At 72.5% G+C, this 19,959-nt stretch carries 18 protein-coding genes; 13 read left to right on the top strand and 5 right to left on the bottom strand.

Features of this window, described 5'->3' with window-relative positions:
• Window positions 1–16 precede the first annotated feature (16 nt).
• Genes AB0A90_RS00290 through AB0A90_RS00265 form a run of 6 tightly spaced genes read left to right on the top strand, consistent with a single transcriptional unit; the run spans window position 17 to window position 8,347 of the window.
• Window positions 17–1,687, top strand: a complete 1,671-nt coding sequence (locus tag AB0A90_RS00290) for a serine protease (RefSeq protein ID WP_357239151.1) — start codon at window positions 17–19, stop codon at window positions 1,685–1,687.
• Entirely contained in the window at window positions 1,684–3,960 is a 2,277-nt protein-coding gene (locus AB0A90_RS00285; protein ID WP_357239148.1) for a tetratricopeptide repeat protein, read from the top strand. Before AB0A90_RS00290 ends, AB0A90_RS00285 begins: the two co-directional genes overlap by 4 nt.
• Window positions 3,961–3,990: 30 nt before the next feature.
• On the top strand, window positions 3,991–5,415 hold the full coding sequence (locus AB0A90_RS00280; RefSeq protein ID WP_357239145.1) for a VWA domain-containing protein: 1,425 nt from the start codon (window positions 3,991–3,993) through the stop codon (window positions 5,413–5,415).
• Complete coding sequence (locus AB0A90_RS00275; protein WP_357239142.1) at window positions 5,412–6,566, top strand: hypothetical protein; 1,155 nt, start codon at window positions 5,412–5,414, stop codon at window positions 6,564–6,566. The genes AB0A90_RS00280 and AB0A90_RS00275 overlap by 4 nt, the downstream gene beginning before the upstream one ends.
• Window positions 6,567–6,568: 2 nt before the next feature.
• The gene (locus AB0A90_RS00270; RefSeq protein ID WP_357239139.1) at window positions 6,569–7,969 is read left to right on the top strand and encodes an extracellular solute-binding protein; all 1,401 of its coding nucleotides are present in this window, start codon (window positions 6,569–6,571) and stop codon (window positions 7,967–7,969) included.
• Window positions 7,970–7,984: 15 nt separating this feature from the next.
• Window positions 7,985–8,347 (top strand): CU044_2847 family protein, encoded by a 363-nt coding sequence (locus tag AB0A90_RS00265; protein ID WP_357239135.1) that lies wholly within the window; start codon window positions 7,985–7,987, stop codon window positions 8,345–8,347.
• 57 nt (window positions 8,348–8,404) lie between these two features.
• Here AB0A90_RS00265 and AB0A90_RS00260 read toward each other — a convergent pair whose 3' ends face one another.
• Window positions 8,405–9,853, bottom strand: a complete 1,449-nt coding sequence (locus tag AB0A90_RS00260; RefSeq protein ID WP_357239132.1) for a M20/M25/M40 family metallo-hydrolase — start codon at window positions 9,851–9,853, stop codon at window positions 8,405–8,407.
• Between the two features lie 120 nt (window positions 9,854–9,973).
• On the opposite strand from AB0A90_RS00260, the gene AB0A90_RS00255 reads away from it, so the two are divergent.
• Complete coding sequence (locus tag AB0A90_RS00255; protein WP_357239129.1) at window positions 9,974–11,275, top strand: NAD(P)/FAD-dependent oxidoreductase; 1,302 nt, start codon at window positions 9,974–9,976, stop codon at window positions 11,273–11,275.
• 24 nt (window positions 11,276–11,299) lie between these two features.
• On the opposite strand, the gene AB0A90_RS00250 is transcribed toward AB0A90_RS00255, so the two are convergent.
• The 3 genes from AB0A90_RS00250 to AB0A90_RS00240 all read right to left on the bottom strand — a co-directional run bounded on the left by AB0A90_RS00250 (window position 11,300) and on the right by AB0A90_RS00240 (window position 14,362).
• The gene (locus AB0A90_RS00250; RefSeq protein WP_357239126.1) at window positions 11,300–12,394 is read right to left on the bottom strand and encodes an AI-2E family transporter; all 1,095 of its coding nucleotides are present in this window, start codon (window positions 12,392–12,394) and stop codon (window positions 11,300–11,302) included.
• Between the two features lie 86 nt (window positions 12,395–12,480).
• The gene (locus AB0A90_RS00245) at window positions 12,481–13,269 is read right to left on the bottom strand and encodes a fused MFS/spermidine synthase (RefSeq protein ID WP_357239123.1); all 789 of its coding nucleotides are present in this window, start codon (window positions 13,267–13,269) and stop codon (window positions 12,481–12,483) included.
• Between the two features lie 115 nt (window positions 13,270–13,384).
• A complete protein-coding gene (locus AB0A90_RS00240; RefSeq protein ID WP_357239120.1) occupies window positions 13,385–14,362 on the bottom strand; it encodes a DUF2267 domain-containing protein in 978 nt (325 codons plus the stop codon).
• Between the two features lie 202 nt (window positions 14,363–14,564).
• Here AB0A90_RS00240 and AB0A90_RS00235 point away from each other — a divergent pair, with 202 nt between their 5' ends.
• Window positions 14,565–14,879, top strand: coding sequence for a hypothetical protein (locus AB0A90_RS00235; RefSeq protein ID WP_357239117.1), 315 nt, complete (start codon window positions 14,565–14,567; stop codon window positions 14,877–14,879).
• A gap of 73 nt (window positions 14,880–14,952) precedes the next feature.
• Here the strand turns inward: AB0A90_RS00235 and AB0A90_RS00230 are convergent, their stop codons facing one another.
• The gene (locus AB0A90_RS00230; RefSeq protein ID WP_357239114.1) at window positions 14,953–15,285 is read right to left on the bottom strand and encodes an STAS domain-containing protein; all 333 of its coding nucleotides are present in this window, start codon (window positions 15,283–15,285) and stop codon (window positions 14,953–14,955) included.
• 210 nt (window positions 15,286–15,495) lie between these two features.
• Between AB0A90_RS00230 and AB0A90_RS00225 the strand changes: the two genes are divergently transcribed.
• The 5 genes from AB0A90_RS00225 (at window position 15,496) to AB0A90_RS00205 (ending at window position 19,958) form a co-directional block, all read left to right on the top strand.
• Window positions 15,496–17,286: a PP2C family protein-serine/threonine phosphatase gene (locus AB0A90_RS00225; RefSeq protein ID WP_357239111.1), complete on the top strand. Its 1,791-nt coding sequence runs from the start codon at window positions 15,496–15,498 to the stop codon at window positions 17,284–17,286.
• Window positions 17,283–18,347 (top strand): cobalamin-dependent protein, encoded by a 1,065-nt coding sequence (locus tag AB0A90_RS00220; protein WP_357239109.1) that lies wholly within the window; start codon window positions 17,283–17,285, stop codon window positions 18,345–18,347. Before AB0A90_RS00225 ends, AB0A90_RS00220 begins: the two co-directional genes overlap by 4 nt.
• 115 nt (window positions 18,348–18,462) lie before the next feature.
• Window positions 18,463–18,810, top strand: coding sequence for an STAS domain-containing protein (locus AB0A90_RS00215; RefSeq protein WP_357239106.1), 348 nt, complete (start codon window positions 18,463–18,465; stop codon window positions 18,808–18,810).
• Window positions 18,811–18,878: 68 nt separating this feature from the next.
• Window positions 18,879–19,325 carry a response regulator gene (locus AB0A90_RS00210; RefSeq protein ID WP_357239103.1) on the top strand — a complete coding sequence of 149 codons (447 nt, stop codon included), beginning with the start codon at window positions 18,879–18,881 and terminating at the stop codon, window positions 19,323–19,325.
• Window positions 19,326–19,436: 111 nt separating this feature from the next.
• On the top strand, window positions 19,437–19,958 hold the full coding sequence (locus AB0A90_RS00205; RefSeq protein WP_357239101.1) for an ATPase: 522 nt from the start codon (window positions 19,437–19,439) through the stop codon (window positions 19,956–19,958).
• The last annotated feature ends 1 nt before the right edge of the window (window position 19,959 follow it).

Here is a 19,959-nt window from a genome sequence, read left to right as displayed (position 1 = left end):
CGTTACCCTCAGCGAAGTGGCGGTCAGTCCTGACAACGAGCGATGGCTGGTCCGCGTCCGCAGTACGGATGCCCGGGTTCTGGGCGCCGGCCTGGCGTTGGATGCTCGCCGCGTCCTGACCTGCGCCCACGTCGTCAGCGGCGGCGGCGACAGCAGTTCGTCCGGCAGCGAGCCGTCCTGGGCTGTTCTTCTCGACCTCGTCGGCCAACCGGTCAGCCGGACGGTGTCGGCCCGGGTCGTGCCCGGCTGCTGGTGGCCACTGACCGACGATGAACGGGACGACATCGCGGTGCTCGAGCTTGCCGAGCCGATGGCGCAGGGACCGTTCGCACCGCTGCGCCGCACGAAGACTCTGGACCGCCGCGTCGTCATGTACGGCTTCCCGACAACAGTCGAACACGGCGTACGCGTCGAGGCCACGCTCAAGGGCCGGTCCGGGGCGAGATGGGAACGGATTCAGATGGTCTCGGGGCCGACCGATCTCCGGGTCAGTAAGGGCTTCAGCGGCACGGCGGTCCTCGACGCGCGGAGCGGGCACGTCGTCGGGATGGTGGTCAGCACGTACGAGGATGCCGACCGCGACGGCGATGTGGTCGGCGGTGCCGCCCAGGGCCTGTCGTGGATGATCCCGGTCGAGACGATCCTGAATCGCCTTCCGTGGCTTGGTCCCCGGGTGCCCGGTGAGCCTGCGGTCGATCCGCGTCTGCGGTCGCCCGACGGCATTCCGGCGAACCTCAAGGTCCTCCGCCAACTCGCGGACTTCTTCGGTCGCCTCTCGCCCGACAACGTGCTGGTCATCGTCGTCAACCACCGCGAGTCCGACGTCGCCGAGGCGGTTCGCCAGGCCGCCGTGTTCTCCAGTCGGGAGCTTCGATCGTCGAGCGACCCGGAGCAGAGCCCGGACGCTCCACCCATCGGCAGCATCGACCTCGCGGTGGACGCGACGGACCGGAGCACGAAGGACGTGTCCCAGCGGATCGCCGACTGGGCTGGCGAATCCGACGTCGCGAGTACGGCGCCGGACAACGACCGCGCCGTCGAGGCGACGCCGCGCTCGATCATCATCAACAACATCGACGAGGCCGCGGATCCCGAGACGCTCCTGTCCGAGGTGGTGCTTCCCCTGGTCGACCAGGCTCCCGCCCGGGATCTGCGGATGCTGCTGACCTTCCGTGCGGAGTCGGTCCCGCTGCGCACCACACTGCTGGCGCGTCGCGTCGCGAGCCTCCAGGCCACCGAGGAGGCCACCCGCCGGGCCTACCGCCAGGCCGCCGCCGTGGTCGCCGACGTGCCCCGGCTCCAGCCCAGGGCGATCGAGCTGCGCATCCAGTTGACCAAGCTGCGGGCCGCGGCGGCCAGCACCGACGGCGACACCCTGGCCGTCCTGCTCGCCTCGACCGAGCGGGCCACCGACCGGGCACTCCGCACGGCCGAGTCGATCCGGCGGGAGATCGTGGCGCGGGAGGATCTCTGGTCGGAGCTGCGCGGCCGGCTGGGCGCCTATCGCGCGCGGGCCGTACGGCACGGGTTCGCCGAGGACGCCGTTCTCGGCACGTCGTACCGTGGCGCGCACGACCTGCTCATGGCCGCGCCGTGCGATCTGGTGACCGCCGAGGCGGCGGTCCGCGACTACACCGAGGCGGTCGCGGACCGGGTCGGTGGCCACCGCGGCGGGGGTGGGTCGTGACACCATGCAACTGGCCGGGCTGCGCCGGCACCGTCGACGAGACCGGGTTCTGCGACGTCTGCGGCCTGGCGCCACTGCCTCCCGACACGGCCAAACCGACCGCGGCCCCGTCCCGGTCGACCGGTCGAGACATCTGGACGGTGGCCAGCCTCGTCTCGCTGCCGGTGCTGACCTTCTCGCCCGACGGCGCGACCACCCAGCCCCTGCGGGTGCCCGAGGAGTTCCGCTTCTGCCCGAAGGGTCACCCGGTCGGTCGGAGCCGGGGCGGTCGACCCGGTCGGGACAGCGGGTTCTGCCCCTACTGCCCGACCCCGACGCCGTTCAACTTTCGTCCTGGCCTGCAACCCGGTGACCTTGTCGCCGACCGGTACGAGGTGGTCCGCTGTGTGGCCCGTGGCGGCCAGGGCTGGGTCTACCTTGCCCACGACACCCACAACGACCACGTCGACGTCGCGCTGAAGGGCGTGCTGCGCGCCGCCGACGAGGCCTCCCTCCGGGCCGCCGTCGAGGAACGACGGTTCCTCAACGCGCTGGACCACCCGAACATCGTGCGGAGCATCGACTTCGCCACCCACGACGACCCGGTCGCCGGCCCCACCGGTTACATCGTGATGGACTATCTCGACGGCATGTCGCTGCGCAGGTTGCAGAACGCCGCGAAGGACCCGCGACAGCCGGACGTCTCGCTGCCGATCGACCACATCCTCGCCTATGGTCACGAGATCCTCGCCGCACTCGACTACCTGCACCGGCGCGGGCTGCTCTACACGGACATGAAGCCCGACAACGTGATGCGCACCGCCGACCGGATCAAGGTGATCGACCTGGGCGGGGTCCGCAAGGCCGACAGCGGGAGCGAGGGGATCGTCCACTCCGTCGACTTCTCGGTCAGCAGGGCCGAATACCAGAATCGGGGGCCGACCGAGCGCTCCGACCTGTTCGCCCTCGGTCGTACGTTGGAAGACCTGTACCGGCACCGGACGCCCGGCCCGGACACCCCCGGCGCGGCCCCGGACGCCCTCGGCATCGAGTCGTTCAACCGGCTCGTCGCCCGCGCGATCCGCCTGGACTGGGACCGACGGTTCGCCTCCGCCGCCGAGATGTCCGAGCAGCTTCTCGGTGTGTTGCGGGAGATCCTGGCGGGCCAGCCGGACCGGCGTCAGCCCGAGCCGATCTCGCTCTTCCAACCCTCCGCCCGGCTGCTGGACGCGGGGCTCGGGCTGGTCCTGCCCCTGCGTACCTGGATCGACGCGGGCGACAGCACCGTCCTGGACGACGGCCGTCCCGCGTCCGTCGACGTGGCCCTCGGTCTGGCGGTGCCCCGACCCGACCCGGACGACCCGGCCGTCGACGTGCTCCGCACGGTCGACGCGTCGGACGCCCACGCCCTCCTGGGTGAGCTCGCGATGGTGGAGCAGACGTCCGTGGAGATCGAGCTGAGCAGGTGCCGGGCGCACCTCGCGCTGGCCGATCCCGACTCGGCCGCCGTATCGCTGGTCAGCGCCGAGACGTTGATCGGCACCCGAGCCGACGCCGACTGGCGGATCGCCTGGCACCGCGGGCTGCTCGCGCTTGCCGCCGACCGGATCGACGATGCGGGGCAGCGGTTCGACGCGGTCTACAGCGACATCCCGGGGGAGGTCGCCCCGAAGCTCGCGCTCGGCTACTGCGCGGAACGACGCGGCGACCACGTGTCGGCAGCCCGCTACTACGCGGCGGTCTGGCAGCGCGATCCCTTCCAGGCGAGCGCCGCGTTCGGGTTGGCCCGGCTCCGTCTGGCGGCGACCGACCGGGCTGGGGCCGTCGCCGTCCTCGACGAGGTGCCGGCGCTCTCCCGGCACCACGACGCCGCGCGGGTCGCCGCGGTGCGGGTGCTGTCGTCCCGGCTGCCCGGTGGGCCACCCGCCGCCGGTGAACTCAACCAGGCCGTCCACCGGCTCGCCGCGCTGGACGTCGGCGGGGAGGCGCGCGACCGACTGATCACGGCGATCCGGGAGATGGCGCTCGAGCTGGCCCGTTCCGGCGACGCCGCCAAGCTGACCGGCGGCCCGGTGCTGGGTGAGCCGCCCACCGAACGCGCCATCCGCACCTTGCTGGAGCGTTCCTACCGCGCCCTGGGCCAGCAGGCGCAACACGCCGCGTTCCCGGACCTGGTGGCGGTGCGCGCGAACCGCTTTCGGCGGGCCGGTCGCACCGACGACGCTGGCCGGCGTGCCGCCCACGACCTGCTCGTCGACCGAGCCAACGCCGTCCGACCCCGCACCCGATGGTGACCGAACCGACCCGGAACGGAGCGTGAATCGATGGAAACCGCAATGCGGTTCGACCTGGAAGTCAACCAGAACAAGTTCCTGCGGGTTGGCGGTCGGGAGATGCACGCGGTCCTCTCGGTGACCGGAGAGGGTGACCCGGCCGAGGACGACCCGAGGGCCCCGTCGGATCCGTCCCGGCTGGTCGAGGTGCTGGTGATCGACTGCTCCGGGTCGATGGCGGATCCACCGACCAAGATGGCCGCAGCGCAGCAGGCCGCTGCCGCGGCCATCGCCGTGTTGCCGGACGGTGTCCGGTACGCGGTGGTCCAGGGGACCCACGAGGCCACCATGGTCTACCCGGCGACTCCGACGCTCGCGACCGCCACGTCGGCCACCCGGAAGGAGGCCAGAGCCGCCGTGGCCCGCCTCGGCGCCAGCGGCGGTACGGCGATGGGCAGTTGGCTGGCGGCGGCCCGGGGCCTGCTGCCGCCGTCGTCGACGATCAACCACGCGCTGCTGCTCACCGACGGCATCAACGAGCACGAGACCGCGGACGAGTTGGAGCGCGTCCTGCACAGCTGCGTCGGTCGGTTCGTCTGCGATCCCCGAGGGATCGGAGAGGGTTGGCGCCCTGCTGATCTGCTCCGGATCGCCGCCGCGCTGCACGGCACCGCCGAGGCGGTACGACGCCCGGCCGATCTGGCGGCGAGCTTTCGCGAGTCCGTTCTCGCCGCGCTGACCAAGCTCCTGCCGGACGGACGGATCCGGCTGCGGACCATGCCGTACGCCGAGCTGGTCTTCTTCAAGCAGACCAGTCCCACCATCCAGGACCTCACCGAGTACGCCGAGAGGGTCGACGAGCGGACGTGGGAGTTCGCCACCGGATCGTGGGGTGCCGAGCGCAGGGACTATCACCTGTCTCTGCGGGTCACGGCGCCCGACGACGTCCTGGAGCAGGACCGGTTGGCCGCCCGGGTCAACCTGGTGGTCGACGGCGAGGTGCGGTCCGCCACCGCCACCGTTCTCGTCAACTGGACCGTCGACATGGCGAAGTCGGCCCGGATCGATCTCAGCGTCTCCCAGGTGACCGGGCAGGAGGACGTCCGGCAGGCCATCAACGCCGGCTGCGACGCGTTCGACCGGGGTGACCGGGTCGAGGCACACGCCCAGTTGGCGCAGGCGGTGGCGCTGGCAACCGCGACGCGCGACGAGGCCGCCCTGGAGCAACTGCGGCACCTGGTGGACATCGAGCCGGACGGCCTCGTGCGGCTCAAGGAGGATCTCAGCCAGGCCGACGTCAGGGTCAGCATCGTCGACTCGGTGCAGAACCCGCTTCAGGTGCCGGCGCCACGGGTGCCGGCGGTGGCGGATGTGATCTGCGGTGCCTGTCTGGAGACCTCACCGGCCGGCTCGGCGAGCTGCGAGGCCTGCGGTGAACCATTCGGCGCAGGCCCGACGGCCGGGGTGCCGGTATGACGGCGGCCGCGGGGACGCCGCCACGGGTCAGCACCACCCGGCGGACCCTCGTGCGTCTGCGGGGGTGGCTGCTCGGGCTCACCGCGGTCACCCTGGCGACCAGCCTGGCGGTCTTCCTCGGTGTCGCCGGCAATGCCGACGCGGCCGCCGAGCGATCCGTGCCGGCGATCCTCGCCAGTTACGACGCGCAGGACGCGCTGCGCAACGCGCACCTCGCGGCGGTGGGCAATCTCGGCAAGGGTGGTGTCGTCCTCGGCGGTCCCGGGGCTGATTACCAGCGCCAGATCGCCGCCGCCGGCCAGTACCTCACCCTGTTGGCGGAGAACAACGCGGCCGGTGACGAGGGCACTCAGGACATCCAGACGATCGAGGCGCTGCTGGTGACCTACACCGGGATCATCGGCCAGGCCGACGCGCGCTTCCGGGACGCCGACCTGGGGGCGCTCGGGGTGGCGGCGCTCCGGGACGCGGCGAGCCTGTTGAACGACATCCTGGTCCGGATCCAGGATCTGCGGGGTAAGCAACTGCTCGCCCTGGACGGCCAGGTGGACAACACCTGGACCAACACGCTGACCGCGGCGCTCTGGTTGCTGCCGCTGGTCGCGCTCGGGGTGCTGTTGGCGCGGACGCAGGTGTATCTGGCCCGCCGCTTCCGCCGGACGGTGAATATCCCCCTGCTGATGGCCTCGGTCGCGGCGGTGGGGATGGTGGCCCTGACCGGGGTGAGCCTCTCCTCCGCGGACCGGTTGGACCAGACCCGCGCGGGAGTCCACGTCGTCGACGGCAGCAGGCGGGCGCAGCTCATGGACGTGGGTTCCCTGGCCGCGTACGGCCTCGTGGGTCAGGTGGAGACGCAGTGTGGCAGGACGGCCTGTGCCGACACCATCGCTGAGCTTCGCGGCTCGTTCCCGTCCCCGTCTCCATCCCCGACTTCGACGTCCCAGGCTGTCGCGACCGACACCGCCGTCACCGACGACTCCGCCATCATGGACGACGGCGCTGTCGCGGCCGACGACGCCATCACGACCGCCGCCGACGGCGCGGCCAGGAGTTACGCCGGCGAGCTCCTGTTGCCCCTGCTCGCGCTCGTCATCGCGGGGCTGATCCTGTGGGGCTTCCAGCTCCGCCTGGCGGAATATGGGGAGCGGTGACCATGAAGCGCAGCGCACGGATGGCGGTCGCGACGGTCACGGTGCTGCTCGCTGGTGTCGCCCTCGGCGGTTGCTCTGCCGAACCGACTGCGGAGCTGACGGTCTTCGGCTCGTGGACCGGCGTCGAGGAGGCCGCGTTCACGGCGGTGTTGGACGACTTCCAGCAGAGGCACGGTATCCGGGCCCGCTACCAGGGGCACCGGGACGTCAGCCAGGTGCTTCAGGTGGCGATCGAGCGCGGCCGTCCGCCCGACGTCGCGGTCCTGCCCCGCGTCAACGACCTGCAGCGGTACGTCAATGCCGGCCAGTTGGCGTCGCTGGAGGGCGCTGTCACGACCGATCCGGGCGCCGCCGCGCAGCTGATCAAGCTCGCCCCCAAGGTCGGGCCGAACGGCACGCGCAACGGCAGGGACCTCGCCTACGCGGTCGCGATCGCCACCCACCTGAAGAGCGTGGTCTGGTACGACCCGACCGAGTTGAAGAAGTTCGGCCAGGATCCGCCGGCGACGTGGGACGAGCTGGTCAGCCTGACCCAGCGCAGGATCGGCGCCCAACAGGTGCGCTGGTGTCTCGCCATGAGTTCCCAGTCGGTCTCCGGTTGGCCGGGCACCGACTGGATCGAGGACATCCTGTTGCACCAGTCCGGCCAGGCCTTCTACGAGCAGTGGACGCGCGGTGACCTCCGCTGGGATTCCCCGCAGGTCAAGGAGTCCTGGGAAACCTGGGGCACCCTGCTGCGGGCCTCGTCGGAGGGGACGGCCCGGGCCAGCCTCTACACCACCTTCCAGACAGCGGCGAAGGGCTTGTTTCCCCGTAGGACGGACGCGGGGTCGACCGCCCCACGTTGTCACCTGGACCACCAGGGTTCCTTCGCGGTCCGCGAGTACCGTCCGCACCTGCCGGCAACGTCCAGCCCGACGACCACCGGTCCGACTGCCCCGCCGTTCACCTTCTTCCCGACACCGTCGATCGGGGCGGCGGACACGTCGGCGCTGCGCGAGGTCTCCGACGACGTCGCGGTCATGTTCCGTGACCCCAAGGAGCCCAAGGGCACCAGGGACACCGAGCGGGCCAGGAAGTTGATGACCTACCTCGCCTCCGAGGAGGCTCAGACGGTCTGGCGTCAGCAGACCCAGGACCTGGCGTTCAGTCGGCGCGGCCAGGCACCCGAATACCAGGACGAGGTCCTGGCGGCGGTCGCGCAGCGACTGCGTACCGGCACCCTGTGCTGGGACGCGTCGGACCTGATGCCGGCGACGATGGCCACGGCGTTCGAGCGGGCGGTCCTGGTCTACCTGGAAGCACCGGAGCGCCTGGACGGTCTGCTGGCCGAACTCGACAAGATCAGAGAGACCGGGCACAAGGCCGAGTGGCTTGATCTGACGTGCGTGCCGCCCGCCTGAGAGAGGACGTGAACGATGACGGAACTGCGCAGATTCGACCTGGACGGCGGCGGCTCGGTGGTGGTCGAGGTCGACGGTCGGGCCGGCGTGACGCCGGCCGGCAACGCCGGCAAGGTGGTCCGTGAGGCGCGGGCGACGTTCGACCGGGCGCTCTCGGAGGTACGTGATGCCGCCTCCGCCGCGCTCGGGCAGTTCCAGTCGATGGCCCACCGTCCGGACGAGGTCGAGATCTCCTTCGGGGTGCAGTTGACCGCGGAGGCCGGCGCGGTGATCGCCCGCACCGGCGTCCAGGGTCAGTTGACGGTCACGGTGCGCTGGCAGCGGCCACCACACGGCCCCACCCCACCGCACCCCGAGGCGCCCGTCTCGCCGGAGTGATCAGGAGGTTCGCCCCCGGTCTCAGGCCGGGGGCGAGCCTCCTGATCGAGGGAACACCTAGGCGCCTGGGCGGGGGAAGGCCACCGGGCTGCGGAGGTTGTTGTGGCCCACCGCGCGGATGCCGAAGAAGACGTTGTCCTTGGACAGGTCGATGCTGACCTCGGTGACGTCACCGACGCCGATCACCCGCTGCCACTCGGCGGCCGTGGTCTCCCGCCACACCACCTCGTAGCCGGCCAGGCCCGGTTCGTCGCCGCGCTGCCAGCGCAGGGTGGTGTTGTTGGTCAGGTCGGTGGTCACGATGATGGCGCCCCGGGGTGTCCCGGGCGCCTGGGCCAGCGACCAGAGCGCCGCGCCGTTCACCCGGGCCACCCGGGCGATGTACGCGAAGTCGCAGAACTCCGGCAGGTCACCGAACTGTTGGCCGTCCTGCATCCGGACGTCCTGGTGCTGGTGGGCGAAGTCCTCGTTCGGCTCGGTGAACCGTGCCGCCGGCCAGCCCTCGCGCAGGAACGAGATGTGGTCGCTGCCGCGCAGGTAGCGGTCGCGGCGGTAGATCACCCGTACTCGCATGGCGGTGGCGTCGTTCTCCGCCACATCTCGAACGAACCGGGCGAGTTGCCGCGACGTGGAGTCGTTCTCGCCGCCGACGGACTGTCGGGTGGTGGCCTCCGCCGGGGTTTCCGCCGTCGGCACCCCCTCCGCGAAGAGTCGCACCGCATGCGGGTCGCGGGTGCCGTCGTCGGCGGTGCTGCTGCCCACGATGTCGTCGCTGAACATGCCCTGCACGTCCGCGCCGGCCGCCTTGAGTTGCCCGGCGAGGTACGCCGAACCGTACAGGCCCTGCTCCTCGGCGGCGACCGCGGCGAACACGATGGTGGCCGCGGTGGGGCGGGTGGCCATCAGTCGGGCCAGCTCCAGCACCACGGCCACCCCGGAGGCGTCGTCGTCGGCGCCCGGCGCGTCGCTGACGGCGTCCATCACGTCGGTGACCCGGGAGTCGTAGTGGCCGGTCACCACGTAGGTGCGGTTCGGCGACGTCTGGCCGCGCAGGGTGGCCACCACGTTGGTGATCCGGGTGGCGGTGGGGATCCGCGACGCGGGTTGCTGCACGTACGACTGGAGTTCGACGGTCATCCGGCCGCCGGAGGTCGCCGCGTACTCCTGGAGCCGGGCGTGGATCCAGTCCCGGGCGGCGCCGATTCCCCGCTGGGGGTCGTCCTGGCTGGAGAGGGTGTGCCGGGTGCCGAACGCGGCCAACCGCCGTACCGTCGCCTCGATTCGGCGCGGATCGACCTGCCGGAGCAGTTCGCGCAGTTCACGGTCGGGTCGCTGGGCGCGGGCCGGGCGTCCGGGGCCGGCGGGGACGGGGTCGGCGGCGGCCGGCGCGGCGAGCGCGGGCACCGCGACGGTGGCGGCGGTCGCGGCGGTGGCGGCGGCCGAAGCGGACAGGAAGGTGCGGCGGGTCGGCCTCGTGGGCCGTGCGCCGGTGTCGTCTGATCCCATCCCGGCATCCTGCCCATCGACGGTGGTGTCTGTCTATATCGCTGCTCGTGGATGTTTCGCCGCTCGCACCCGAGCGGCGGTTCCACGTTTGTCCTGGGCTTCGACGGGAAACGGCCCGCAATGACGAAACCTCGTGTGGTGATCGTGGGGGCCGGGTTCGCCGGTTACCACGCGGCGAAGACGTTGAGCCGGATCGCCCGTGATCGGGCCGAGATCGTGGTACTGAATTCCACCGACTACTTCCTCTACCTCCCGTTGCTGCCCGAGGTGGCGGCCGGGGTGGTCGAGCCCAAGCGGATCGCGGTGCCGCTGACCGGGACGCTCAAGGGCGTACGCGTGGTGGTCGGCGAGGCGGACCACGTCGACCTGCAGAACCGGTGGGTCGGCTTCACCCAGGCGGAGGGGGAGAAGAACCGGTTGGCGTACGACCGGCTGATCCTCGCCGTGGGCAGCGTCAACAAGCTCCTGCCCATCCCGGGGGTGACCGAGTACGCGCACGGCTTCCGCGGTCTGCCCGAGGCCGTCTACCTGCATGATCACATCGTTCGTCAGGTCGAACTGGCCGAGCAGGCCGAGGACCCGGCCGAGCAGCAGGCCCGCTCCACCTTCGTGGTGGTCGGAGCGGGTTACACCGGCACCGAGGTCGCCGCGCACGGGCAGTTGTTCACCGACGCGCTGCACGCCCAGCGGCCCCGGCTCACGGTCCGGCCGCGGTGGATGCTGCTCGACGTGGCACCGCGGGTGCTGCCCGAGATGGACGAGCGGATGTCGAACACCTCGCACCGGGTGCTCAACCGCCGGGGTGTGGACGTGCGGCTGGGCACCTCCGTGGCGGAGGCGACCTGCGACGGGGTGAAGCTCACCGACGGCGAGTACGTGCCGACCTGCACCCTGGTGTGGTGTGTGGGGGTGCGGCCCGACCCGTTCGTCAACGAGTTGGGTCTGCGCACCGACCGGGGGCGGCTGGTGGTCGACGAGTTCCTCAACGTCCCCGGCTACCCGGAGGTGTTCGCCTGCGGCGACGCCGCCGCGGTGCCCGACCTGGTGAACCCGGGGAAGATCTGCGGGATGACGGCTCAGCACGCGCAGCGGCAGGGCAAGCGCGCGGCGCACAACATCGCCGCCTCGTACGGCTTCGGCAAGCGCAAGCCGTACAAGCACCACGACCTGGGTTGGGTCGTCGACCTGGGGGGCAAGGACGCGGCGGCGAACCCGTTGCAGGTCAACCTGGGCGGGTTGCCGGCCAAGACGGTCACCCGGGCGTATCACCTGATGGCGATGCCGGGCAACCGCACGCGGGTCAGCGCCGACTGGGTGCTCGACGCCGCGCTGACCCGCTCGGCGGTCCAGTTGGGGCTGGTCCCGGCGAACGCGGTGCCGTTGGAGAGCACCACACCCGAGGTCGCGTCCCGAGCCCGCTGAGCGGGGAGCCCACGCGCCGGCCGGTCAGCCCCGAGGGGCGGGACCGGCCGGTCGCCGCGCGCCGGGACCGGCCGGTGGGGCGGGCCGCAGCCGGCGCGGACCGTACTCGCGCAGCAGGGCCTGGATGATGCCGGCGGCGGGGATGGCCAGCAGCGCGCCGAGCAGACCGGCCAGCTCCGCCGCGAGCAGCACACTGACCAGTACGGTCAGCGGGTTGAGCCGGACCGCCCGGGACAGGATGAACGGCTGGAGCAGGTGGTTCTCCACCTGTTGGTAGACCACGAAGAAGAGGAGCACCACCACCCCGGCGGTGGGGGAGTGCAGGAAACCGGCCCCGGCCGCGATCACCGCCCCGAGCGTGGCGCCGACGAGCGGTATCAGGTCGGCCACCGCCACCAGCAGGGCGATCACGGCCGCGAACGGCACGCCGGTGAGGGCCAGCACCACGTAGGTCAACACCCCGCAGATGACGCTGATCAGCAGGTTTCCGGTGAGGTAGCCGGTGACGGTGCGCGACACCTCCCGGCCCACCCGGCGCAGCCGCTCACCCTGACCGTCCCCGGCCGCCGCTAGCAGGCCGCGGGTGATCCGCGGCGCCTCCAGGACCATGAGGTACGCCAGCACGATGACCGTGACCACCCCGGCTACCGTCTCGACGACGCCGCGCAGCACGCCCACCGCGGGTTGCCGCAGTCGGGTGCCGAGATCACGGAGCTGGTCGGAGTGCTCGCTGACGTAACGCCGCGCTCCGGTGCGCTCCAGCAGTTGCCCGAGCGGGCCACGCCCGGCGCGGGCGTCGTGCAGCAGCTCGGGCGCCCGGTCGGCGAACCGGGCCAGTTCCCCGGACAACGGCACCAGGATCAGCGCGGCCAGGATCGCCAGCAGCACGAACGCGACGAGGAACACCAGCAGCGTGGCCAGCGAGCGCCGCCGCACCAGACGGCGTTGCACGCGGTCGACGAGGGGTTTGAGCGCCACGGCGAAGAACGCGGCGACCACCGCCCAGACCAGCACCCGCCGGGTGGCGTACACGAGGACCAACGCGAGCGCGGTCGCGAGCAGCAGACCGATCACGATCAGGGTTCGGCGGGCGGTCGCCCGGTCGTCGGCGGTGCTCATCCGCCGCGCCTTCCCCGCACTCGCCGTCGGAAACCCGGCATTGCGGACGGAACGGCCGCTCTGGTCCTTCCGTGCGGGTCAGCCGCTCAGCCGCGCTCGTCGGCGTCGGTGACCGGGTGCGCACCGGCGACGAACGTGTCGAGCGCGGCGGCGTGCAGCAGCCCGCCCGGCACCGGGTCTCGCAGGGCGGCCACCGCCAGCCGGCCGACCGGCAGCCCGGCGGGTCGGGACGTCGCGGCCAACACCAGGTTGCCGTACCGACGACCTCGCAGCATCCGCCGGTCGCCGAGTACGCACACGTCGGCGAAGACCGCCCGCAGGGTGGCCACCTGCGCCCGGGTGGCGACGAGCGGCGGTAGGTCCGTGACGTTGACCAGGAACATGCCGTCGGGGCGCAGGACGCGGGCCACCTCGGCGGCGAACTCGACGGTGCGTACGTGCGGGGGCATCCGGGCCGCCCGGTAGATGTCGGCGATCACCAGGTCGTGGGAACCGGCCGGGGTGGCGCTGAGCGCGTCCCGGGCGTCGGCGACCTCCACCCGTACCTGCGGCGGCAGCGGCGGCAACTCCCGGGCCACCAGCTCGACCACGGCCGGGTCCCGCTCGACGACGCGTTGCGGGGAGCCGGGGCGGGTGGCGGCCAGCCAGCGAGGCAACGTCAACGCGCCACCGCCCAGGTGCAGCACGCTCAGCGGGACGCCCGTCGGGGCGGCCAGCTCGACCGCGGCGGCGATCCGTCGCACGTACTCGAAGTGCAGGTGGCGGGGATCATCGACATCCACGTACGACTGCTCGACCCCGGCGGACAGCAGGATCCGCCCGGTCCGCCGGACCGGGTCGGCGACCAGCTCCAGCCGGTCGGCGGCGCGGTTCATGACGGGCACGCTAGCCCAGGCGGACGATCCAGCCGGCGCGCGGCCCGGCACGGCCGACGGGCCGGCGGAGCGGGAGGTCCCGCGTCCGCCGGCCCGTCGGTGCCGCCGTAGCCGATCAGCTGCCGGCCATCCCGGCACCCACCTCGTCGATCGCGTCGTCGATCCGGTGGGCGAGGTCCACGTCGAGCGCGGTCACCCCGTTGGCCTGACTGGTGCGCACGGTCAGGACGGCGGCGGTGTCTCCCGGACGTCCGATGCTCGGTCCGCGTCCGCTGTCCTGGCGCATCCGGTCGAGCCGGTCGAGCACCCGGTCCAGGTTGTCCGGCGGCAGCGCGACCACCCGGTACAGACCCTGGGTGTCGCCGGCCCAGTAGGGCAGGTCGTCCAGCGCCGCGTCGACCGCGTCCGGGTCCAGGGTGGGCGTGGTGGTGGAGGCGCCCACCAGGCCGCCGCCAGCCTCCGGTGGGTTCAGTAGGTCACGCAACCCGTCGGGTACGTGCAACGACTCGACGAGGTCGCCATCCTGCTCGGCGAGCGCGGCCATCGTCGCCTCCGCCTGATATCGGGCCTGCTCGGGGGTGTTGCCACTGATCCGGCCCACCTCGGCGAGGAAGCCGGGCAGGTCACGGTGTCGCTCGATGCCGTCGACGGGCAGCACGTCGTGCAGCGACGCCGGCACCGCCGCGAGCAGGCGTTGCCGCTCGGCGGCCTCCAGGGCGAAGGCGAGGACCAGCACGGTCGCCTCGGTGCCGACCTTCGCCGTCTTGAAGTCGACCCCGGCCCGACGCCGGACCTCGTCGACCAGGTCGTGGTAACCCATGCTGCTGACCCCGGCCGCGCCGGTCGGCGGGGACGGCTGCGGTCTCGGATTGTCGGCGCTGCCGACCGGCGGCGGCGCCGGCCCGCCGCGCGTACTGTCCGGCTTGTGCGGTCCGGCCGCCGGTGGACCGGATCGCCTGCTCTGGTCCAGGCTCGTGAGTTGCTTGGAAGCGCTCAGGCTGGCACCGATCTCACTGGGCTGGCGACCCTGTTCGCGGGCCTGCCGGGCCAGCGCCCGACGCCGCTGGTTGTCGCCCTCCATCTGCTTACGCATGGTGGCACCCCTTCCGCTGGGGATCGTGGGCTGTGTCAGTCGCGTTCCCGCCGCCCCGGGAGCCGAAACGGGCGCCGCCGGGGCGGCGCGGCCCGGTGTCCGCGACGCTTCATCCGGCGGGGGTGAGGGGTGCTCACCCGCTCGGCGCGCACGATCGGGTCAGGACCGAAGTTCTTCCGAGGTACGCGGAAGGAAGGTCGTCATGAAGCAGATCGTCGAGATCGTCCCCGCCCGACGTGGCTGGTATGCCCGCTGGCAGCTCACACCCGAGGTCACCAGGTGTTACCCGGTGAGCCTGTGGGCGCTGCTGGAGGAGGCCGACGGGACCGGCCGTGAGGTCATCGGGATGGACTGCATCGGCCAGTGGCCTGGCGCGGACGACAACGAGGCGGGTGGGCAGTTCGTCCGCTACCTGTACCAGACGCCCGATTCGGGAGAGCCCGACGACGTCGATCCGGCCCCGCCGGGCGAGCTGCGCGAGAACGGGCCTCGACTCCAGCCGATGACGACACCCTAGAGACATTCCTCCGGCCCCCGACCCCAGGTCCCAGGGTCGGGGGCCACCCCGGCTGCCCGGAGGCGGCCGCGGATCAGCCGATGGCGCGCAGGTCGTCGGTGGCGTGCTCCACCGTCAGCAACTCGGTCAGACCGGTGCGGTCCAGCATCCGTTGCAGTTGCGGGCCGGCCCCGGTCAGCCGGATCGCCCCGGCGGCGTGGTGCACCACCAGCAGCGCGCTGAGTCCGGAGGAGTCGCAGAGGCTCACGCCGGTCAGGTCGACCAGCACCTGCTGGTCGCCGCGCAGATCGGCGGCGGCGGCGATCAGCTCGGGCGCGGAGGCGTAGTCGAGCTCGCCACTCAGCCGCAGTCGGACGTGCCCGGCGTCGAGCCGGGTGGTCTCGATGATCAACAGCTGGTCGGACATCCCACCATGTTCCCAGCCGGGTGGGCGAATGCAAATCGGGGGCCGGCGACACGCCCGCTCGCGCTCGCCCAGCCGCTGGTGGCGGCACCTCGCCAGCCACGGTGAGATGCCGCTTCGCGCGTCCCGGCGTAGGGTGGGCGGGAGAGTTTGGACCATGGACGCCGGTTCCGGAACGGGTTCGGGTGGACGACAAGGAGTGAGGCTCAGCTGGTGACTGCATCCGACGTCAGGGACTGGGACCCGGGCGACGGACGGATCTTCACGCCGAGCACGACACAGTCTCCGGGGTGGAGCGCCGACATGTCGCCCCGGCCCGCTGCGGCCCCGCCGCCCCGATCCGCCCCGGGCCTACCGCCGACGGCCCTCGACCGCGATGGCGCCGCGTCCGACTGGTTCGAGGTCGCCGAGCACCTCCGCGAGGGCCTGGTGGTCTGCGACGTCGACGGCGTCGTGCGGTACGTCAGCCCGGTGGCCGAGCGGTTGCTGCCCGGTGTGACGCCCGGCGAGCCGCTCAGCGCGGCTGGTGTTCCCGGTCTGAGCGAGGGCGACCCCGGCGGCTTCACCCATCGCGGACGTCGACTGAGCGCCCGCCAGGTGCCGCTCTCCGGCGGTCACTGCTGCTGGTACGTCGAGGACGTCACCGACCGCCTCGGCCGCGCCGACGCGCTGCTCGCCGAGCGGGCCCGCTCGACCTTCCTGGCCGTGGTCGGTGACAAGCTGGGCAACCCGCTGCACCCCGCCCGGGCCGCCGCCGCGATCGTCCGACTCGCCGTGCCGACCCTGGCCGAGGTGGCCGTGCTGGTTCTCGCACCGCGCGCCGGTCGGGCCGGCTGGTGGCGGGCCGCGAGCACTCCCGACGAGCAGGCGTCGGTGGACAACGGGGTGCTGGCCGCCGACGAGCTGCCCGCCGCCATCGCCGACGGGCTGACCGGGGTCGAGCCGCACGCCCTGGACTGGCTGGTCGAGCAGGCGGTCGACGCCGGCTGGCTGCCCGAGTTCGCCGGCGTCGCGACCGCGGCGCGGGTCGTCCCACTGCCGGGCCGGGACGCGCCTGTCGGTGTGCTGCTGGTCGCCCGTCGCGCCCCCGACTCGTACGACGAGGCCGACGCGGAGCTGATCCGCGCGTTCGCGGCCCGCGCCGGCGCGGCGATGACCACCGCGCTGCTCTACCGCGACCAGACGGAGGTCGCCGACACCCTCCAGGCCAGCCTGTTGCCGGTCGAGCCGGCCGAGGCCGCGGGCGTGCAGTGGGGCGCCGCGTACCGGCCCGCGCAGGCGGGGCTCCGCATCGGTGGCGACTTCTACGGATCGCACCGGCTCGCCGACGGCGGCTCGGTGTTCTTCCTCGGCGACGTGTCGGGCAAGGGGGTCGAGGCGGCCGTCTTCACCGGCCAGCTGCGCCAGTGCCTCCAGGCGCTGCACCGGTTGGAGTCGCACCCCGGGCGGTTGCTGCGGCTGCTCAACGACGCGTTGCTGGAGACGACCCAGGCGCACGGTCAGGGCCGCTTCGCCACGATCGTGCTCGGCGTGGCCCGTCCCCACCGCGACGGTGGCCTCACCCTGACCATGGCCGGCGGTGGGCATCTGCCGCCGCTGGTGCTGCGCGCCTCCGGCGAGGTGGAGTCGGTGCCGCTGCGCGGCATGCTGATCGGGGTCGTGCCCGACCCGCGCGTCGGCGAGGTGACCGTCCGGCTGGCACCGGGCGAGACCTGCCTGCTCTACAGCGACGGGGTGACCGAGGCCCGCGGTGGCCGCCGTGGCGACGAGCAGTTCGGCACCGAGCGGCTGGTCGCCACGGTGACCGGCTGCCAACGGATGCCGGCGCCGGCCCTGGCCGAGCGGGTCGAGCAGGTCACCTGCGACTGGTTGGCGCAGGGCGATCACGACGACATCGCGGTGCTGGCGCTGCGGGCGGCCGGCCCGGGTGGGCGCGCGTCGCGGCACCTGCACTCGGTGCCCGCACCGGCCCTCTCCGAGCAGCGCGGCGAGGTCGAGGCGTGACCGCCGCCCCGGCCCGCTCCGACCAGCGCGGCGAAGCCGACGCCACCGACCCGGGCGACGCCTACGTCGGTTACCTGGACTGCCTCGCCGACGCCGACGAGGACGCCGCGATCGACCTGGCGATCGGTCTGCTCGACGCGGGAGTGCCGGCGGAGCGGGTGCTGCTCGACCTGGTCGCGCCCGCCCAGGCCGAGGTGGGTGAGCGGTGGGCGCGCAACGAGTGGAGCGTCGCCCAGGAGCACGCGGCCACCCACATCAGCGAGCGGGTGGTGGCGGCGGTCGCCGGGCACGTCAACCCGCGCCCGACCGGCGGACGGGTCGTCGTCGCGTGCATGGACGGCGAGTGGCACGCCCTGCCGCCCCGGCTGGTGGCCGAGGTGCTGCGGTTGCGGGGCTGGCAGGTGACGTTCCTGGGCGCCAGCGTGCCGGCGGCCCACCTCGTGTCGTACCTGCACCGTTATGACGCGCACGCGGTCGCGTTGGCGTGCGCGCTGCCGATGCGGCTGCCGCACGCCCACCGGATGATCGAGGCCTGCCGCCGCTCGGACGTGCCGGTGGTGGTCGGTGGGCGCGGGTTCGGTGCGGACGGCCGGTGGGCGCGTCGGCTCGGCGTGGCCTGGGCGCCGGACGCGCCCTCGGCGGCTGAGCTGATCTCCGACGAGCGGGCGTTGCGCAGGGTGCCGCCGGCGCGGCTGGGCCACCTGGCCGACGACGAGTACGCCAGCCTGGTGCGGCGTCGTGGCGAGCTGATCGACAGCGCGTTGAGCGACCTGCGGGAGCGGGTGCCGGCGACGCGCACCTACACCGTCAGCCAGCTCGACTCCACGGTGAGCGACCTGGGCCACCTGGTGGATTTCCTGGCCGCGGCGGTCTATGTCGACGACGCCTCGTTGTTCACGGAGTTCGTCGAGTGGCTGGCGGGGATCCTGTCGAGTCGCGGGGTTCCCGGGTCGGCGCTCGCCCGGTCCCTGGAGCACTACGCCGGCGCGTTGCGCGACTTCCCCCGGGCGCAGCGCATGGTGGCCCTGGGGCGCGCCGGGCTGCCCGCCGCCGACCGCTGAGGGTCCACCCGCCGACGTCGCTGTCGATCACCGCGCCCTACGGCCGACGCGGCGACCCTGCGTATACTTGCCGCACCGCAAATGTCCACCTGCGGGTGGAGCGAGGGGGAGAACGGTGACGTTCAGCGTCAGCTACGTCGAGCGCGACGGCGGTGGCGCCTGCCTGCGCCTGGCGGGCGAGCTGGACATGAGCACGTCCCCCGAGCTGACCGCCGCGATCGACCGGCTCACGGCCGCCGGCGAGTGCCGGGTGCTGCTCGACCTCACCGACCTCACCTTCTGCGATTCCACCGGGATGGCCGTGTTCGTCCGGGGGGACAATCAGGCTGCGGCCGACGGTGGTTGGCTCCGGCTCGTCGGCGCCAACGGCCGCGTCGAGCGGGTGTTGCGGATGACCGGTCTGGCCGACGTGTTGAGCTACGAACCGGAATCGGTCGACCCCGCGTCCCGCAGCGCCTCCTGATGGGCTAGATTTCCCCGCCAGCGCGGTGACCGTCAGGTCCCGTCCCCGCCGACCCGAGGCAGGTAGTGATGGGCGCAGACAGCCCGCAGCCGGTACGCATCCTGGTGGTCGACGACGACCCCGGTGACGTACTGATGATCGAGGAGGCGTTGGCGGACTCCGACGTCGACAAGGTCATCGACGTGGTCAGCGACGGCGAGGAGGCGATGGAGTTTCTCCGCGCCGAGGGCCGGCACGAGCAGGCCCGCCGGCCGGACGTGATCCTGCTGGACCTGAACATGCCCCGGATGGACGGTCGGCAGGTGCTCAGTGCGGTCAAGCAGGATGAGGACCTCCGGACCATCCCGATCGTGGTGCTGACCACGTCCAACGCCGACACCGACATCGTCGGCAGCTACACGTTGCAGGCCAACGCGTACGTCACCAAGCCGATCGACCTGGACGACTTCAACGACGTGGTCCGCCGCATCGACGAGTTCTTCGGCCGGGTGGTCGTGCTGCCCAAGCGCGCCTGACGCGCCCCCGTGCGCGCATGCTGAACATTTTTCCCGAACCCCCTCGGTCGTCACCGTCGCGGCCGAGGATCCAGAAGGGGAAGTAACAGCGGCTGCCTGGGGGGCGACGGGATGAGGTTCTCCATCGTTGAGACCGGTTACGACACGCGGCAGGTGGATTCCTGCCTGGACGAGTTGGGGATCCGGCTGTCCCGGCTCGCGGCGCGCGCCGAGGGTGCCGCCGACGCCTCCGGCGAGTGGGACGAGATCCGGCAGGAAGCGGCGTGGCTCAGCGGGCTCCTCCAGCGGCTGGACCTCGGCGACACCGCCGTCACCCGGGACGCCTCCGCCGGCGAGCGACGGGCGGCCGCCCAGATCCTGGCCCAGGCCCGCGCCGAACTGGATGAGGCCCGCGCGGAGGCACGACAGGTGCGCGAGCAGGCGTACGAGGAGGCGGTGCAGGCCCGGCGCGACTTCGAGGCGGCACTGTACGTCCGGCGGCGGCGCGAGGCGCAGGTGGACCTGATCCTCGGTCAGGTGACCGAGGATCAGGTGCCCGCCGACACCCCGACCGCGGCTGCCGGCCTGGCGGGGCGCCGGGTGGGAGTCGGCGGGCTGGACGCGGGTGCGGAGCCGCCCTCGGGCCGTCGCTGAG

The sequence above is a fragment of the Micromonospora sp. NPDC049204 genome (assembly GCF_040647935.1).
GTDB lineage: Bacteria > Actinomycetota > Actinomycetes > Mycobacteriales > Micromonosporaceae > Micromonospora.
The sequence above is the reverse complement of the archived record's forward strand: the minus strand, read 5'-3'. Positions and strand labels throughout refer to the sequence as shown.

What these genes read in the sequence shown, in the direction of transcription:
- AB0A90_RS00235 (WP_357239117.1), top strand. Translation starts at nt 14,565, where the DNA reads ATGAAGCAGATCGTCGAGATCGTCCCCGCCCGACGTGGCTGGTATGCC.
- AB0A90_RS00205 (WP_357239101.1), top strand. Translation starts at nt 19,437, where the DNA reads ATGAGGTTCTCCATCGTTGAGACCGGTTACGACACGCGGCAGGTGGAT.
- AB0A90_RS00260 (WP_357239132.1), bottom strand. Translation starts at nt 9,853, where the DNA reads ATGGGATCAGACGACACCGGCGCACGGCCCACGAGGCCGACCCGCCGC.
- AB0A90_RS00255 (WP_357239129.1), top strand. Translation starts at nt 9,974, where the DNA reads ATGACGAAACCTCGTGTGGTGATCGTGGGGGCCGGGTTCGCCGGTTAC.
- AB0A90_RS00245 (WP_357239123.1), bottom strand. Translation starts at nt 13,269, where the DNA reads ATGAACCGCGCCGCCGACCGGCTGGAGCTGGTCGCCGACCCGGTCCGG.
- AB0A90_RS00270 (WP_357239139.1), top strand. Translation starts at nt 6,569, where the DNA reads ATGAAGCGCAGCGCACGGATGGCGGTCGCGACGGTCACGGTGCTGCTC.
- AB0A90_RS00280 (WP_357239145.1), top strand. Translation starts at nt 3,991, where the DNA reads ATGGAAACCGCAATGCGGTTCGACCTGGAAGTCAACCAGAACAAGTTC.
- AB0A90_RS00250 (WP_357239126.1), bottom strand. Translation starts at nt 12,394, where the DNA reads ATGAGCACCGCCGACGACCGGGCGACCGCCCGCCGAACCCTGATCGTG.
- AB0A90_RS00210 (WP_357239103.1), top strand. Translation starts at nt 18,879, where the DNA reads ATGGGCGCAGACAGCCCGCAGCCGGTACGCATCCTGGTGGTCGACGAC.
- AB0A90_RS00240 (WP_357239120.1), bottom strand. Translation starts at nt 14,362, where the DNA reads ATGCGTAAGCAGATGGAGGGCGACAACCAGCGGCGTCGGGCGCTGGCC.
- AB0A90_RS00230 (WP_357239114.1), bottom strand. Translation starts at nt 15,285, where the DNA reads ATGTCCGACCAGCTGTTGATCATCGAGACCACCCGGCTCGACGCCGGG.
- AB0A90_RS00265 (WP_357239135.1), top strand. Translation starts at nt 7,985, where the DNA reads ATGACGGAACTGCGCAGATTCGACCTGGACGGCGGCGGCTCGGTGGTG.
- AB0A90_RS00275 (WP_357239142.1), top strand. Translation starts at nt 5,412, where the DNA reads ATGACGGCGGCCGCGGGGACGCCGCCACGGGTCAGCACCACCCGGCGG.